This is a genomic window from Streptomyces sp. NPDC046716, from assembly GCF_040645755.1.
Lineage (GTDB): Bacteria > Actinomycetota > Actinomycetes > Streptomycetales > Streptomycetaceae > Streptomyces.
The window spans coordinates 38,807-54,724 of sequence record NZ_JBEYYU010000060.1 but is presented as its reverse complement, the minus strand read 5'-3'; the positions used below and the strand labels follow the sequence as shown (position 1 = coordinate 54,724).

Below are 15,918 nucleotides of genomic sequence, written 5' to 3'. Positions count from 1 at the left end.
CCGGCGGTGGCGATGAAGCCCAGCAGATCGCGGTCGGCCGGGTCGGCAAAGAGCCGTTTGACCTCCTGCTGCGTGACATTTCTGGTCGACGCGGCGTTGAACGGACGGGGCCCCACTCTCGTACTGTCCCGCTCGCGTCTACTGCGGCGGCTGCTGCTGCGTCCAGCCCGACGGGAGCCCGCCGCCCTGCTGCGGAGGCTGTTGCGGCTGCTGCTGGGGGGCCTGGGGCTGCTGCGGGTAGCCGTAGCCCTGCTGGGGGGCCGGGGGCTGAGGCGCGTAACCCTGCTGCGGGAAGCCCGCCGGGGGCATGCCGGGCTGGGCGCCGTACATGCCGCCCGCCTGCATCTGCTGCTGGCCGCGCTGGGCGAAGTCCTCGGCGATCAGGGCCGCGATCTCGAAGTACGCCTCCCGGGTCTTCGGGCGCATCATGTCGAGGTCGACCTCGGCGCCGGCCGCCAGGTGCTCGTCGAACGGGACGACGACCACACCGCGGCAGCGCGTCTCGAAGTGGCTGACGATGTCGTCCACCTTGATCATCTTGCCGGTCTCGCGGACCCCGGAGATGACCGTGAGGGAACGCTGGACGAGGTCCGCGTACCCGTGGGCCGACAGCCAGTCGAGGGTGGTGCTGGCGCTGGACGCGCCGTCCACCGACGGCGTCGAGATGATGACCAGCTGGTCGGCCAGGTCCAGGACTCCGCGCATCGCGGAGTAGAGGAGACCGGTGCCGGAGTCGGTCAGGATGATCGGGTACTGCTTGCCGAGCACGTCGAGCGCGGCGCGGTAGTCCGCGTCGTTGAAGGACGTCGAGACGGCCGGGTCCACGTCGTTGGCGATGATCTCCAGGCCGGAGGGCGCCTGCGAGGTGAAGCGGCGGATGTCCATGTACGAGTGCAGGTGCGGGATGTTCTGCACCAGGTCGCGGATGGTCGCGCCGGTCTCGCGGCGCACGCGGCGACCGAGCGTGCCGGCGTCCGGGTTGGCGTCGATCGCGAGGATCTTGTCCTGCCGCTCGGAGGCGAGCGAGGCGCCGATCGACATCGTCGTGGTCGTCTTGCCGACGCCGCCCTTGAGGCTGATGACGGCGATCCGGTAGCAGGACATGACCGGCGTACGGATCAGCTGCAGCTTGCGCTGCCGCTCGGCCTCGGCCGCCTTGGCACCCGGCTTGAACTTGCTGGGGGCCTTGTTGTTGTTCTTCCGCTTCGGCTGGTTGCGCAGGAGGCGGTCGGAGCTCAGCTCGACCTGCGCGTTGTACCCGAGCGGCGCGCCCGGCGCCGAACGCTGCTGGCCCGCACCCGGGTCCCAGCCCGCGCGCGGATCGACGGACGGCTGGGGGTACGGGGTCGGGGCGGGCGCCGGAGCGGCGGGCTGCGGCGCGGCCTGCTGGTACGGCTGCTGCGGGGGCTGCGGCTGCGCGTACGGGGCGAACGGCGCCTGGCCCGGCTGCGGTTGGGGCTGCTGCGGAGGCTGCTGCTGGCCGGGCTGCTGCGGATAGCCGTACCCGGCGGGCGGCGGCTGCTGCTGCGCGGGCTGCTGTCCGTACGGGCCCGGCGCCTGATGCGGCATCGGCTGGCCGGGGGCGGGCTGGGGCTGCGGGTAGCCCGGGGCCTGCTGGCCAGGAACCTGCTGCTGGGGCTGGGCCTGCGGCTGCGGGTAGCCGTAACCGCCCGCGGCGGGCGGCATCGGGGCACCCGGGGCTGCCTGCGGGGCCTGCTGCTGAGGCTGCGGATAGCCGTAACCACCGGCGGCGGGCGGCGGCGTGGGCTGGCCCGGCACCGGCTGCTGCGGGTAGCCGTAGCCCTCGGCACCGCCTGCGGCGGGCGGCGGCGTGGGCTGACCCGGCGCCGGCTGCTGCGGATAGCCGTAGCCCTCGGCGGGCGGCATCGGCGCGGCCTGCGGGGCCGGCTGCTGCGGGTAGCCGTACCCCTCGGCGGGCGGCATCGGCGCACCCGGCACCGGAGGCGTCGGCTGACCCGGGATCTGCTGCTGGGGCTGCGGTGCGGCCGGCGCGGGGGCGGGCGCCTCGGGAGCGGGCGCGGGGGCCTGCGGAGCCTGAGGCGCCTGCGGGGCCGGAGGGGCCTGCGGCACCGGAGCGGCCTGCGCGCCGGTGTCGGTGTCGTTGTTGCTGTCGGTGCCCGATTCGGCGGTCGCCGGGGCGGCCGTGTCGTCGTCATCGTCGTCGTCCCCCCACAGGTCACCCGTGGGGTCGACGGTGCCGGACCGGTGGCTCGACGCTGCGGGGTCGGCGGGCGGAGCCGGCGGCGCGGCGGGTGCGGGAGCCGCGGCGTCCCCCGTCCCCGGACTCGTACCCGGATCCGCGCCGGCGCCCGGGGTCGCGCCGGGGTTCCCGAAGCTGGGGAAGCCGGGCGCGGCCGGAGCCGCGGCCTGGGCGGGCGGCGGCGGTACGGGCGTGCCGGTCGGAGGGGTCGTGGGCGTGCCGGAAGAAGGGGGCGCGGGCGCCGCCGGGGCGCCCGATTCACCCGCATTCGTGTACCAGGACGGCGCGTCGAAGTCGAGGTGGAACTCGCCAGTCAGTTCCGTCTCGATCGATCCGTCGCCGAGGTCCGGGTTCCGCTGGTCCCGGTCACTGGTCACTACGCCTCCTGGTCTTTGCTGTACATCTGAACGACTGGGCCTGGCACGGCTCCCCGGTCGTTCCCCGGACCGCTGAAGCGCTCCCGCACCACACGCGTCATTGCCGTTCGTCAAGACAGCCTAAACGCTCCGGGGCACCCACCGTAAAGGCGGTACGCACGACTCTCGTACCACCCCTCGGCGGGGCCGGGTGCGGGGTCCGGGGGTCAGTCCATGCGGCGCGGGCCGCCGAGCAGACCGGTCTCCGGCTCCGTCGGCTGCACCATCACGTACTGGTGTTTGCCGCCGGAGATCCACAGCATCGTCGCGTCGCTGAGCGTCGGCAGTGTCTCGGTGAGCTGGTCGGGCAGGCGCAGGACGCGCCCGATGACCTCGGCCTCCTGGGGGGAGACGCTCTGCAGGCCGATCACGTCGGCGCGGGTGAGCAGCCGCGGCGCGCGCGGGCCGAGGAACGGCACCACGGTCAGCGTCGACTGCCAGGGCATCGGGGCGAGTTGCGAGCGTCCGGGCTGGGCGCCCAGGTCCCGTACGACGAGTACGGGGCTGGCGACGGACGCGCCCTGCGCGGCGAGCTGGTTCGGCTCGTACACCGCGACGCACTGCAGCCCGCCGCCCGCGGCCTGGGCCATCGGGGCCCACGCCTGGGGGCGCACCGACTCGACGGCGATACGGGCGCCGACGGCCGCGGTGCGCAGCGCGATGATCTGCGCGGTCCACATCGAACCGACGACGACCACTTCGAGGGGCTTGGGCCGCAGGACGTCGAGGACGGCGGGCATGCCCTGCGGGTCGACGCCGATGACGACACCGTCGTCGCCGACGTTGACGCCGAGCGAGCCGAGCGACTTCTTCGGCAGGACGTGGCGGCGGCGGCGCGGGCCGCGCAGGCCGTAGCCGGCGTGGCTGAACTCCTCCTCGAACTCCGCGAAGTCGTCGTCGTTCTCGTCGGGCTCGTCGGGCAGCGCCCGGTGCGTGGGCCGGCCGGAGCCGACCTCGGGCGCCGGGGCGTACGTCATGGTGGTGGAGGCGACGGGCTCCGGCGCGGCCTGCTGCTGGACGTGGCCCGCGCCACCGGAGAAGTCGCCCTGTGGGGGGACGCCTCCTTGGAACGCGGCCTGGGGCGGCGCCTGTTGCGGCTGCGGCTGCTGGGACGGCTGCGCGTACTGCTGCTGGGCCGCCGCCTGCTGCTGCCGCTGCTGGTCCTCCCACTGCCTGCGCCGCGCCTCGGCCTCCTCGGCCCGGCGCTGCTCCTCCTGGTAGCGGGCCCGCAACTGCCGCTGTTCATCGGCGTACTGCTGCTGCGCGGCCGCTTGCTGCTGGGCCGCCTGCTGGGCGGCAGCCTGTTCGGCCGCGGCCTGCTGGGCTGCGGCCTGCTGGGCTGCCTGCTGCTGGGCCGCCTGTTGGGCGGCAGCCTGTTCGGCTGCGGCCTGCTGAGCTGCGGCCTGCTGGGCTGCGGCCTGCTGAGCCGCCTGCTGCTGGGCCGCCTGCTGCTCCGCAGCCTGCTGCGCCTCCCACTGCTGGCGGCGCATCTCGGCCTCCGCCGCGCGGCGCTGCTGTTCGGCGGCCTGCTGCTGGGCCGCCTGGTGCTGGGCTGCCTGCTGCTGAGCCGCCTGCTGCTCCGGCGTGAGCTGCTGCTGTTGTTGTTGCTGCGGGTAGCCGTATCCGCCCTGCTGCTGGGCGGCCGCCTGCTGGGCCTCCCACTGGCGGCGGCGCTCGGCGGCCTCCGCGGCGCGGCGCTGCTGCTCGGCGTACTCCTCGGGGGTCAACTGCCCGCCCGGGTCCCGGGGATCGCGGTTTTCGGGGGTGCTCATCAGTGCGTGCCTCCGAGGGGAAGGGTGGCGAGGAGGCCGGGCAGCTGCTCCCGGTCGAGGCGGACGAGGCCGGCCTTGAGCGCGGTGGAGGAGCGTTCGAGCTCGCGCTTGGCCTGGTCCAGCTCGTTCTCGCTGCGCGCCGACAGCCGGACGTGCCCGCTGAGCGCGACGTCGTCGCGTCCGGCGCCGGAGACGGCGAGGGAGACGGTGGTGGCCATGGTGCGGGTGGTGGACAGGCCACCGGTGAGCGCGCCGAGCGGGGTCGCGCCGTGACCGAGCTGCGGCCACGTGCCGACCCAGTACGAGGCGTGCCAGCGGTCGTCGCACCGCCAGGCCCGCACGGTCTCCTCGGTGCGCGGTCCCGAACTGCCGCCGCGCGACTGGGCGTTGAGGTTGGCGCGCGGGTTGACGCAGGCGGCCATCGACAGCGCGGAGATGATGCCGTTCTCGTCGAGGGCCTCGGCGCGGAAGCCGAGTCCGTTGAGCCGGCTGATCAGCTGGTCCGAGGCGCGAAGGAGGGCGCGCTGCGCGCCGCGCACTCCACCGCCGCGGGCCTCGACGGCCTCGGGGCAGAGTTCGGGGTCCAGCTTGAGCGCGACCCAGGTCATCCGCACCGCGGGGGCGCCCGCCTGTGCCTGGACGGCCGCGTACGCCTGGGCGGCGAGGGCCTGCGGCGGCAGGTGGGGGGCCGGGGCGGGCTGGGTGTACTGGACCAGCTGCACCGACTCGAGGTGGATGTCCTCGACGTCGAGCGAGTCGGCGAGGATCTCGACCGGCAGCGGCCGCGCGTCGCTCGTCGGCCGCAGCGGCCCGGGCGCGGAGTCCACCTGGACGAGGGTGGTGAGGAACGTGCCGTCGCCGACGAATCCGACCAGGCGCCGGTCGCGGGACTCGTACTCATGGGTGCGCAGCGCCGGGTCCGCCTCGAGCAGCGGTGCGAAGGAGCTGTCGACCTCCGCGGGCGGCGGGCCGGTGAAGGTGCGGCGGCGGCGCTTGAGGGCGCGGCCGATCGCCATCCACTCGGGCAGCGGGTGGCGCCTGCGGCGGCCGAGGTTGAAGAAGACGAGCAGCCCGCCGACGACGGCCGCGGGGACCATCAGGATGGGGCTGATCGCCGCCGCCGCCACGACGAGCGCGAGGGCGATCTGGATGATGAGCAGATGGTGGGCGCTGACCGGTCCGAGGCTGCCCGCCTTGCGCGGCAGTTTCGGACGCACCGGGCCCGCAGGCGGGCGCGCGGCCGCCTCGGGCTGCGTCGGTGGTGTGGTGCGGCCGCCGCGCCGGGTGGGCGGGCGGCCCTGCTGGGACCTTCCCGTCCCACGGCGCCCGGCCGGGGCCGGTCGACCCTGATTGCCGCGCTGTCGGGTCCTGCTGGCGCTGGACATCCCCCGCCCTGCTCCTTCGCTCGCTGCTTTGGTGACCCGCCCCGTCCGGCGGTGGCGCCGGTTCGACAGGCCTCCGGGCCCTGAGTTTCACTGGCGCTTCGAAAATTGATACCCGTACGCCACGGGTCGATCGTCACACGGCATAGTAGAGGCCCGTGCGGCGCGTGCGCCGGGGGTGGTCGGGAAGTGGACCCAGCTAGTTACCAGTACGGTCCGGCAAGAACGGGGAGATTACGTAACGATGGCGTCACGTCGTGATGAGCTGAATGCCTACAACTTCTCACGGAAGCGGACAGTTGCCTCTTTCCTGAAGCCGCTGCCCAACGGCTCGGTGGAGTCGGCACCCAAGCCGCTGAAGCACGCGATCTCCGGCATCGTGATGAGCGTCGTCATCCTGGCCGGGTTCGGGGCCTGCGGCATGCTGAGCCCCGTGGCGCCGGAGGGGTGGGACACCCCGGAGGCCGGGATCATCGTGACGGATCCGTCGGCCACTCGGTACGTGGTCCTCAACTCAGGCGAAAAGGACAAGAAGACCGGCAAGGACATTCCTGTCCTGCACCCGGTCCTGAACCTCGCGTCGGCGAAACTTCTGTTGGATCCGAAAAAGACCAAAGAAGGTTCTGTGAAGACCGTCAAGGAAAAATTCCTCGACGAGTCGAATATCGCCCAGGGTTCGATGGTCGGAATTCCCTACGCCCCCGACCGGCTGCCGAGCGTCAAGGACGCGGGTACGGCGAAGGTGTGGGCGCTGTGCCAGAAGGCGATCCGCGGCAGCCAGGACAGGGCGTCGGTGCAGCAGACCGTCCTCGTCCTCAACGCCAAGGACGCGAAGAAGGTCACCGAGAAGGGCTCCGGCAAGCTGGCGGGCAACCAGGCGCTGTACGTCCAGGACAAGGCCGGCAAGCCGTACCTGGTGAGCAGCAACGGTTTCTCGTACGAGCTCAGGGCGAGCAACTCCGGTGACCTCCCCTCGCTGGTCCGCACGCTCTTCGGCGACGGTGCCGAGCCGCGCACCGTCACGGACGAATGGCTGAGCACGCTCAGGAAGAGCCCGCAGGCGATCTCGATGCCGACCGTGCCGAACGACGGACAGCCGTCGCAGGCGACGGGCGTGCCCGCCAAGTACCGCACCACGGGCACCCTGCTGAGGACCCGCAGGGGTCAGCACTACCTGGTCGAGCAGGACCGGCTCGTCCCCGTGACGGAGTTCCAGACGACCCTGCTCAGGGAGACGCTCTCCGACTCCCGGTCGGAGACGGTCAGCCAGACCGACATCCAGCCCGACACGGCGGGGAAGCTGGCGGGCGGCGAGTCCTGGCCCGTCCAAGCCGTCTCGCTCGCCAACGGCGGGCGGGCGGACACCTCCTGCTCCGTCTACGGCGGCGGCAGCGGTACGACCGATCTGACCACCTGGGCCGGCGCGTCCCTGCCCGTCAAGTCGGTCGCGGCGAGCGCGTCCTCGTACGTGAGTCCGGGCAGCGGCCTGCTCTACCAGGAGCAGGAGGGCACCTCGGACACCGGCTTCAACTACCTGGTCACCGACACGGGCCTGCGCTACTACCTGCAGGTCAACAACGACTCGGGCAAGAGCACGTCGGGTGACGACAAGTCAGAGGTCAACCAGGCGAAGGTCCGCCTCGGCTACGAGAGCGCGCAGAAGGTCACGGTGCCCTCGCAATGGTCCAAGCTCCTGCCGTCCGGGCCGAGCCTGACGACCAAGGCCGCCAAGCAGACGCAGAATTCCTAGGGGGACAGTCACCGTGCCTTCCATGACTTCCAGGCCGCCGGTCGCCGCCGTACGCCGCCCGGCCGCGGTGCTGGCGGCCACCGCCGCGCTGGCCGCCCTGACCACGCCCCCGGTCCTCGCCGACGACGCCCCCGGCACCCAACTGGCCAGTACGGACTGCCAGTTCGGCGGCCAGGTCATCGAGGGCACGCCGTGGTCGCTGCAGCGGGTCATCACCAAGCAGCTGTGGGAGGGCAAGGCCCTCAAGGGCGCCGGGCAGACCGTCGCCGTCATCGACACCGGCGTCGACAAGAGCAACCCGCAGCTGGCGGGCAAGGTCCTCGACGGGAAGTCGTTCGCGAAGTCCAAGGCCACGGCCGACGGCGTCGGTCACGGCACGAAGGTGGCCGGCATCATCGCGGCCACCGACGGCTTCCCCGGTACCGGTTTCCACGGCATGGCGCCGGAAGCCAAGATCCTTCCCCTCCAGACCAGTACGGCGGAGGAGGGCGGCAACCTGGAGACCATGGTCGACGCCATCAAGGCCGCCGTGAAGGCGAAGGTCGGCATCATCAACATCTCCCAGGGCACGACGGCCGACAAGTCCCAGCTCCCCACCCTGCAGGCGGCGGTGGACGAGGCGGAACGCGCCAAGATCCTCATCGTCGCCTCGGCCGGCAACAACGGCGCGAGCGGCAAGCCGACCAACACGTACCCGGCGGCGCTGGACAACTCCAACGTCCTGTCCGTCGGAGCCTCGGACCGCAACAACGAACGCGCCGCGTTCTCCACCCCGAACGAGCACGTGGACATCGCGGCCCCCGGCGTCGACATGGTCTCGACGGTCCCGGTCAGCGGCCAGTGCGTCGATCAGGGAACGTCGTTCTCGGCCCCGTACGCGGCCGGTGTGGCGGCCCTGCTCAAGCAGAAGCACCCCGATTGGACGCCGGCCCAGGTCATCTGGCATCTGGAGAAGACGGCGGCGCGCACGCATCCCTTCCACGACAACAACATCGGCTGGGGTGTCATCGACCCGATGACCGCCGTCAAGGACGACACCACACCGACGGGGCCGGTCACCGACGCCGATCTGAAGAGCGCGGCGACGGCGAACAACGGCGACACCGAAAAGATCATCGCCGCGAAGCTGACCCTCGGGGAGACCCCGGCGGAGCGCAATGCCCGGTACGGCACGTATCTGGTGATCGGGGGCGGCCTGCTGCTCGGAGTGATCTCGGCGGGAGCGATGGCCCGCCGAGACTGGCTGCGCAAGCGCGGGGCCGACGTGCTGTGAGCGGTTTGTGAGGAAACTTGTAAGGGGCTAGTAAAGCAGGGCACCCTGTACGTCAAGGCATGCACATGCAAGTAGGCGTAAGTGGGCGCCGAGTGTGGGTCGTTGACGTTAACGGGGAGGACAGCCGGAGATGGCTGACGGGTACGAGGTCGATCTCGACGCGCTGGACCAGGTGGTCAAGGAGCTCAATCAGGTCCTGAAGGACATGGGCGGGCCGAAGGACAAGGCGAAGTACGGAACGTATGTGCCGGACGGGGCGTTGGGGAAGGGCTTCTCAGAAGCGCAGGAGCTGTACAACGCGCACGGGGAGATGAAGAACCGGATCGAAGTCGACATGATCGAGAAGATCGAGAAGCTCGTCGACAAGTTCGGCAAGAAGACCGAGAAGGCGCGGGGCGTGTACCAGGACGCCGAAGCGGAGAACTCGATCACTGACACCGGTTCGGCGCGGGGCGCCCAGAGCACTGACACCGGCGTCGCGGACCGGAACGCCTGAAGGGGGACGAGGAAATGGTTGCGGCAGCACCTGGCGGGTCGGGCGGCAGTATGTCGGGCAAGGGCTGGGACACCCAGTTCAACATGAGTGACCTCGAGCGGCTGAAGGACATGGTCTCCGACGCGAAGCCGCAGCTCGTCAAGGAGGTCTCGCAGAGTTGGACGGAGGTCCACGAGCATCTCGTGGGCGCCGACGGCAGCGGCGGCCTCAAGCAGCAGTTCGACAACGCGGTGAAGAAGGTCCTGGAGAGCTGGAAGGGCTCGTCCGCGGACAAGTTCCGGGAAGAGGCTGACAAGATCAGCCAGGAGATGGCCAAGGGCGGCAACTTCGCACAGCTCGCCGGCAAGGCCATGGAAAACTCCTCGGACAATCTCTACCAGATCCAGGATCAGGTCGACAGCCTCGATGTGAGCTGGTGGGACGAGGCGTGGGACTCCGCGACGGACATGTTCAGCAACATGTCCGGGGCCGAGTTCGCCGCCATGCTCGCCAATCCCGTGGGTGGCGCGTACGCGCAGTACCAGGCGATGAACAGGATCCAGAACGCTCAGTCCACCATCCAGTCCGATCTCGCCAGCGGCATGCGTACCCAGGACGTCATCGACAAGTGGGGCGACAGCATGGGCGCCCGCAAGGAGGCGGGACTCCGAGCTGCTACCTACATGGAGCAGCTGGGCACGGTGTACAAGGCGAACGCGACCCAGTTGGGGCAGGTCGACAACCCCATCTACACCCCGCCGCAGATGCCCAACCCTGAAACCCCCGGTCCTGGCAACGTGAAGGTGCCGAGCTCGGGAGGCGTCAATCCGAGCATTCCAGGCGGTGGCGGCCTCGGCTCGGGTTCACTGGGAGGCGGCGGTATCGGCGGTTCCGGGCTGGATGGCGTGAAGTCGCCCGACATCTCGACCATGCCCACACACGACTCCGGGATCTCCACGATGCCAACGCCCGGGTCGAACCCGTTCGGTGGCGGATCCTCCCAGATCAACACGGGCCTCGACAGCGCCGGTCCGAGCCTGGGCGCCGGAGCAGGTGGCGGCATCGGCGGCGGTGCCGGCGGCCTCGGGGCAGGGGGCGGTATCGGCGGCGGTGCCGGTGGTGGCATCGGCGGCGGTGCCGGAGCAGGCCTCGGCGCCGGTGGCCTGGCCGGCGGGCTTGCCGGCGGCATGGCAGGCGGCGCGGCAGGTGCCGGACGCGCGGCAGGCGGAGCCGGTGCCGGAGGACGAGGAGCAGGCGCCGCCGGGCGATCTGCCACCGGACGCGGCATGGGCGGCATGGGCGGCGGCGCAGGCGGTGCCGGCGCAGGCAAGGGCGCCGGTGGCGCGGGCCGGACAGGCGCCTCGGCGCGTGCCAAGGGCGGCGTCGTCGGTGCGGCCAAGGGCAAGACCGGTGGCGCGTTCACTCCCGGTGGCACGGGACTTCGCAACCGCGGCAGCGGCGCGAGCGGCGCAGGAGCCGGGGCGGGCGCGAAGGGCCAGAACGGCCGCAACGGCATGGGCCCCGGCGGAGCAGCCGGCGGACGCGGTGCCGGGAAGCAACGTGGCGAGGGCGGAAACAGCAGCCGTCGTCCCGACTACCTGTACGAGGACGAAGAGACCTGGACGCCGAAGCAGCGCAAGGTCAACCCGCCCGTCATCGAGTGACCGGCTAGCCTTCGTGAGGCCCGTGACCTTTTGGTCGCGGGCCTCACGTCCGACAGCAATGAATCCAGAAAGGTGTCAGAGCATGCGCTTCGCGCAAACGACGCTCCGCGCGATGGGCGGCGCGGCGATGGTGGGAGCCTTGGTGCTCGGCACCGCGACGGCCGCATCGGCGGACGCGACCAGAGACGGCCAGTGGCAGAACAAAGCGTTCGACATCGACGCCGTCCACAAGGTCGCCACCGGTAAGGGTGTCACCGTCGCCGTGCTCGACGACGGCGTGGACGGCACCCACCCGGACCTGACCGGCAGCGTGCTCGCCGGCATGCGCTGTTCGGACGGTAATCCCGCCAACAAGGAGACCGGCGACGACCATGGAACGGGCATGGCCTCGCTCATCGCGGGCCACGGCCACGGATCCGGCAATGGTCAGGGCATGCTGGGCGTGGCTCCGGACGCGAAGATCCTCCCGGTGGACGTGTTCGCCACCGACGGCGGTGCCGTGGACGCGGGCAAGAAGTCGGCCTGCAACTGGAACAAGGCCATTCGCTATGCCGTCGACCAGGGCGCCGACGTCATCAACATTTCTGTGTCGCAGAGCTTTGCGGGTGCCGACGACAAGGAAGCGATCGCCTACGCGCTCTCCCACAACGTCGTGGTCGTCCAGGGAACCGGCAACGAGGGAGTTGAGGAGAAGAACGGCCTCGGCTCCATTCCTGGTGTGGTCGAGGTCGGTGGCTCCACGCAGAGTGGCAGCCCCTGGGAGGACTCGAGCTACTCCAAGAACATGCTCCTCACCGCCCCCGCTACGGGCATCACCGTAGCCACCTCCAACGGCGACTTCGACGACGCCAACGGCAACAGCCACCAGGGCGACTACCTGACCACCGACGGAACGTCGATGTCCACGGCCATCGCCTCGGGTGCCTTTGCCCTCCTCAAGCAGAAGTTCCCGGACTACACCCCCGGCCAGCTCGCCAACCGGGTCATCAAGTCCACGTACATCGCCAAGGGCGTCGACAAGGCGAACCTCCCGGACGAGCGTCACGGTTACGGCGACCTGAGCCCCCTCAAGGCCCTCACCACCGACATCCCCAAGGGCAGCGCCAACGGCCCCTGGAAGAGTCTCAGCGCGCTCCCCAAGGACGGGGCGGGTGACAGCGCCGCGCCCTCCTCCCCCGCCACCGGCTCGACCGCCTCCGACAGCAGCGACGACGACAGCTCCAACACGATGCTCTACGTAGGCATCGGCGCAGCCGCCCTCATCGTCATCGTGGTGATCGTCGTCCTGGCCACCCGCAAGAAGAACAACCGCGGCGGACCGGGCGGACCTGGTGGCCCCGGCGGACCGGGCGGTTGGGGTGGCCCCGGTGCTCCGCAGCAGCCCTACCAACAGCAGTACCAGCAGCCGCAGCCGTACCAACAGCAGCCCTACCAGCAACAGCCGCCGCAGGCCGGTCCCTACGGCGGGCAGCAGCAGAGCGGTCCCCCGAGTTACTGACCCTCGAGCGCCCGGCGCCGTCCTGCCCGAGCAACACGATGAGGCCCGTGACCGCCCACCCGGTCACGGGCCTCAGGCCTACCGTCACCGCCTGGACGTGATGATCACGGACGCCATCCCCACCCCTCTCCGCATGCGGGACTTCCCGGGCCACTCCCTCTCCCTCACGTACGCCGCCGCCGAGAACGCCTCCCAACCCGTCACGGCGGACATCGCACTGACAGCGCTCCTCGGCCTCTATGCCACTGCCGGTGGGGTTCCGCTGACTCTGGAGCTGGCTACGGCCTATTGGGATGCGGATTTCGGCTTCCCCTTGGATCATCCGGTCAGGCCCGACGGCGCCTGGGCGCTGCACACCGAGAGGTTTCCGCCCGGACTTCGTGTGCGACCCCGGGCGAAGGATCAGCGAGTGTCCCGCGTCCCTGTTCTCGATCCGAGCAGTTGTCGTGGCTTCGTGGTCGATGCCCTGCGCACGAACGATCGCGACGTGACCGGCCGGCCCTTCGTGGGCTGGAGGAGCATGGAGGTTCACGCGTGCGCCGTTCGGCTGCCCGCCGGTGTTCGACTCTCCGACGGGATGCTGCCGGTTCAGCTGGGGCGAGGAATCGTCCGCACCCCCGTCGAGATGCGCGAGGGGGCGAGGTGGGCCGCCGGACCCAGTTCGCCGTCCATGATGGAGGCCCCCCTGGAGTGCTTGATCACCCAGGAGTACGGAGAAGTTGAACTGATGTTCTCGGCGTACTGGACGCCCTGGTGTCCCGGTGGTTCGGAGTATCCGGCCCTGCGGCGTGCCGTGGAGGCTCTCGTGGGGAGTGGCTGGGAGCTCGCCTTCGAGGGATGACACGGACCGCCGTCGCCCGTGGTCAACTCCCGTTAAGCTGGCAACGTTTACCGCAAGGCGACGGAAAGGGCTGATGCGGCGTGGGGACCAAGGGCGAGGCGCCGAAGGAGACGCCGGAGGAGATCAAGGCCCGCAAGGAGCGCGAGAAGGACGAGCTCTACGCGCTCGACATCTCCGGCGTCGAGTGGCAGGGCGCGCCCGGTACCGAGCAGGACGAGGAGCGCGTCGAGATCGCCCACCTGCCGGGCGGCGCGGTGGCGATGCGGTCGTCGCTGGAGCCCGCGACCGTGCTGCGGTACACCGAGGCGGAGTGGACGGCGTTCGTGCTCGGCGCGCGCGACGGCGAGTTCGACCTGGAGCCGGCGCCGCACAACGGCGGGCTCGACGCGTAGTCAGCGTCCGCAGGACAAAGGACGTAGAGGGCCTGGGCCGTCGCCGGTGCGGCGACGGCCCAGGCCCTCTCCTGACACAGGTCAGAAGACCGTGAACGCGTACAACGAGCTGTCCACCATGGCGAAGACGCGATTGCCGGACGCGGCGAGCTGCTGGTTGTCCGCGATGGACAGCCTGTAGCTCCAGGTGCGTTCGCCGTCGGAGGCGCGCACCGTCTGCAGGTTCAGTTCCTTGTTGATCTTGATCGAGGTGTCGGTGTCGAGGGACCAGGCGCCGTGGCCCTGGGGCAGTACGGGCCAGTTCTGGTCCGCGGTCCAGTAGCTCTTCCACTTCTCGCTGCCGTCGCGCGCGTCCAGGCGGCGGGGGAAGTCGCCGCCGCAGACGTAGATCGCGCCGTCGCGGACGGTGGGCGGGCCCCACAACGTCCCCTCGTACTCGGGTTCCTCGACGTCGGTGCTCCACAGGACCTTGCCGTCGCTGAGTCTGCGGGCCTCCAGGGTCCGGCCGTTGACGTAGACGGTGTCGCCGTCGACGGCCGGGGAGACGTCGATCTTCGCGGTGACGGTGCGGGTCCAGGCGACGCTGCCGTCGCGGGTGTCGAGGACAAGGACCTTCGCGTTGGCCGTCGCCAGCATGAGCCGTCCGCGCGCCGCGACGGAGGTCAGCATCAGGCCCTGGTCGTGGAACTCGGCCGGTGCCTTGACGGTCCAGCGGACCTTGGCGTCGGCCCGGCCGATGCTGCGTATCTTGCGATCTTTGGTGACGCAGTAGACGGCGTCGTCGTCGGCGGTGAGCAGCGACTCCGCCTCGGCGGCCGCGCAGGTCCACTTGGCGACGCCGGTCGAGGCGACGTACGTGCGCAGGGTTCCCTTGTCGTCGGCGGTGGCCACGAGGCGGTCCGACAGGGAGACATAGTTCGCTTTGGGGCGGGCCTTCGGCGCGTTCCAGCGCAGTTCGCCGGTGCGGACGTCGTACGCCCCGACGCCGCCGCGCGCGGTGCCGACGACGAGCACGTCACGTATGGGGAGCAGGTTCGGCGAGTAGATGTCGGCCTCGTCGTCCAGGTTCCAGATGACGCCCGGCTGGCCGAGGGTGACCGAGCTGCCGCCGATGTTCTTGTCGAGCGCTTCCTCGGGGGTGCGCGCGGCGGGCGGGATGTCGAAGGGGTCGTTCTTCGCGGGCGGCTTCGCCTCGCTGCCGCCGGATCGGCGGCCGGTGAGCCACCAGGCGCCCGCGCCGCCGCCCGCCGCCACGACCACGCCGCCCGCGGCGAGCCCCGTGAGGAGGCGGCGCCGCCCGACGGACGGCCCGGGGTCCGCGCCCGGGGATCCCGGCAATGAGGCGACCTGCGTGGTCAACTGGCGCGCACCACGCTCGCGCTGCTTGATGGCGTCGGCGAACGCGCCGCGCCGCCAGGCCTGTTCGGCGCCCTTGGGCGGTGCCATGGCCTGGGTGATCTGGGGCGGCGTCGGGCGGTGTGCCGGGTCCTTGGCGAGGCACGGGGTGATGAGTGCCGCCAAGTCCGGAGCGATGCCGGTGAGTTGGGGCTCGTCGTGCACGACCGCGTACTGCACGGCGGCGACGTGCCCGCCGTCGAAGGCGCGCCGTCCGGTCGCCGCGTAGACGAGGACGGCCCCCAGCGAGAACACGTCGGCGGGCGGTGCCACCCGCTGCCCGAGGACCTGCTCGGGCGCGCCGTAGCCGGGCGTGACCGGGACCTGGCCGGTGGTGGTGAGGGTGAGTCCGTGCTCGGGCCGGGCGATGCCGAAGTCGATGACGCGCGGGCCGTCCGACGTCAGGACGATGTTCGGCGGCTTGAGGTCGCGGTGCACGAAGCCCGCCGCGTGGATGTCGACGAGGGTGCGGGCGAGCGACGCGGCCAGGGCGCGCACGGCGGGTTCGGGCAGCGGGCCGAAGCCGTCGACGGCCTGGTCCAGGGTGAGACCGGCCAGGAACTCGGTGGCGATCCAGGGGCGGCCGCCCTCCGTCCACGCGCCGAGCACGGCGGCGACTCCCGGGCTGCGCACGGCCTGGGCCGCCTGCGCCTCGCGGACGAAGCGCTGCGCGAGGTTCGTGTCGTGCGCGAGTTCGGGCTTGAGCACCTTCACGGCGGCGAGGGTGCCGGACGCGTCCTGGCCGACGTACACCTTGCCCATGCCGCCCTCGCCGAGGACGCCGGACAGCCGGTAGGGGCCCAGGCGGAGGGGGTCGCCGGTGCCGAGGGGGTTCATGG

General features: G+C 71.2%; 11 protein-coding genes. 7 read left to right on the top strand and 4 right to left on the bottom strand.

Annotation, left to right across the window (positions count from 1 at the left end):
• Nucleotides 1-138: 138 nt before the first annotated feature.
• The 3 genes from ABZ930_RS33240 to eccE all read right to left on the bottom strand — a co-directional run bounded on the left by ABZ930_RS33240 (nt 139) and on the right by eccE (nt 5,794).
• Nucleotides 139-2,598 (bottom strand): MinD/ParA family protein, encoded by a 2,460-nt coding sequence (locus tag ABZ930_RS33240; protein WP_361556292.1) that lies wholly within the window; start codon nt 2,596-2,598, stop codon nt 139-141.
• A 206-nt stretch (nt 2,599-2,804) separates the two neighbouring features.
• On the bottom strand, nt 2,805-4,409 hold the full coding sequence (locus tag ABZ930_RS33235; RefSeq protein WP_361556289.1) for a hypothetical protein: 1,605 nt from the start codon (nt 4,407-4,409) through the stop codon (nt 2,805-2,807).
• Nucleotides 4,409-5,794 (bottom strand): type VII secretion protein EccE, encoded by a 1,386-nt coding sequence (eccE, locus tag ABZ930_RS33230; RefSeq protein ID WP_361556286.1) that lies wholly within the window; start codon nt 5,792-5,794, stop codon nt 4,409-4,411. Before eccE ends, ABZ930_RS33235 begins: the two co-directional genes overlap by 1 nt.
• Before the next feature lie 241 nt (nt 5,795-6,035).
• On the opposite strand from eccE, the gene eccB reads away from it, so the two are divergent.
• The 7 genes from eccB to ABZ930_RS33195 all read left to right on the top strand — a co-directional run bounded on the left by eccB (nt 6,036) and on the right by ABZ930_RS33195 (nt 13,684).
• A complete protein-coding gene (gene eccB, locus ABZ930_RS33225; protein WP_361556283.1) occupies nt 6,036-7,541 on the top strand; it encodes a type VII secretion protein EccB in 1,506 nt (501 codons plus the stop codon).
• 22 nt (nt 7,542-7,563) lie between these two features.
• A complete protein-coding gene (locus ABZ930_RS33220; protein ID WP_361556280.1) occupies nt 7,564-8,814 on the top strand; it encodes a S8 family serine peptidase in 1,251 nt (416 codons plus the stop codon).
• A gap of 130 nt (nt 8,815-8,944) precedes the next feature.
• A complete protein-coding gene (locus ABZ930_RS33215) occupies nt 8,945-9,310 on the top strand; it encodes a hypothetical protein (RefSeq protein ID WP_361556277.1) in 366 nt (121 codons plus the stop codon).
• A gap of 50 nt (nt 9,311-9,360) precedes the next feature.
• Nucleotides 9,361-10,953: a hypothetical protein gene (locus ABZ930_RS33210; protein ID WP_361556274.1), complete on the top strand. Its 1,593-nt coding sequence runs from the start codon at nt 9,361-9,363 to the stop codon at nt 10,951-10,953.
• A gap of 82 nt (nt 10,954-11,035) precedes the next feature.
• Nucleotides 11,036-12,451, top strand: a complete 1,416-nt coding sequence (locus tag ABZ930_RS33205; protein ID WP_361556271.1) for a S8 family serine peptidase — start codon at nt 11,036-11,038, stop codon at nt 12,449-12,451.
• Between the two features lie 97 nt (nt 12,452-12,548).
• Nucleotides 12,549-13,292, top strand: a complete 744-nt coding sequence (locus ABZ930_RS33200; RefSeq protein ID WP_361556268.1) for a hypothetical protein — start codon at nt 12,549-12,551, stop codon at nt 13,290-13,292.
• A gap of 80 nt (nt 13,293-13,372) precedes the next feature.
• Complete coding sequence (locus ABZ930_RS33195; protein ID WP_361556265.1) at nt 13,373-13,684, top strand: DUF397 domain-containing protein; 312 nt, start codon at nt 13,373-13,375, stop codon at nt 13,682-13,684.
• 81 nt (nt 13,685-13,765) lie between these two features.
• Here the strand turns inward: ABZ930_RS33195 and ABZ930_RS33190 are convergent, their stop codons facing one another.
• A complete protein-coding gene (locus ABZ930_RS33190; protein ID WP_361556262.1) occupies nt 13,766-15,916 on the bottom strand; it encodes a serine/threonine-protein kinase in 2,151 nt (716 codons plus the stop codon).
• Nucleotides 15,917-15,918: the final 2 nt, after the last annotated feature.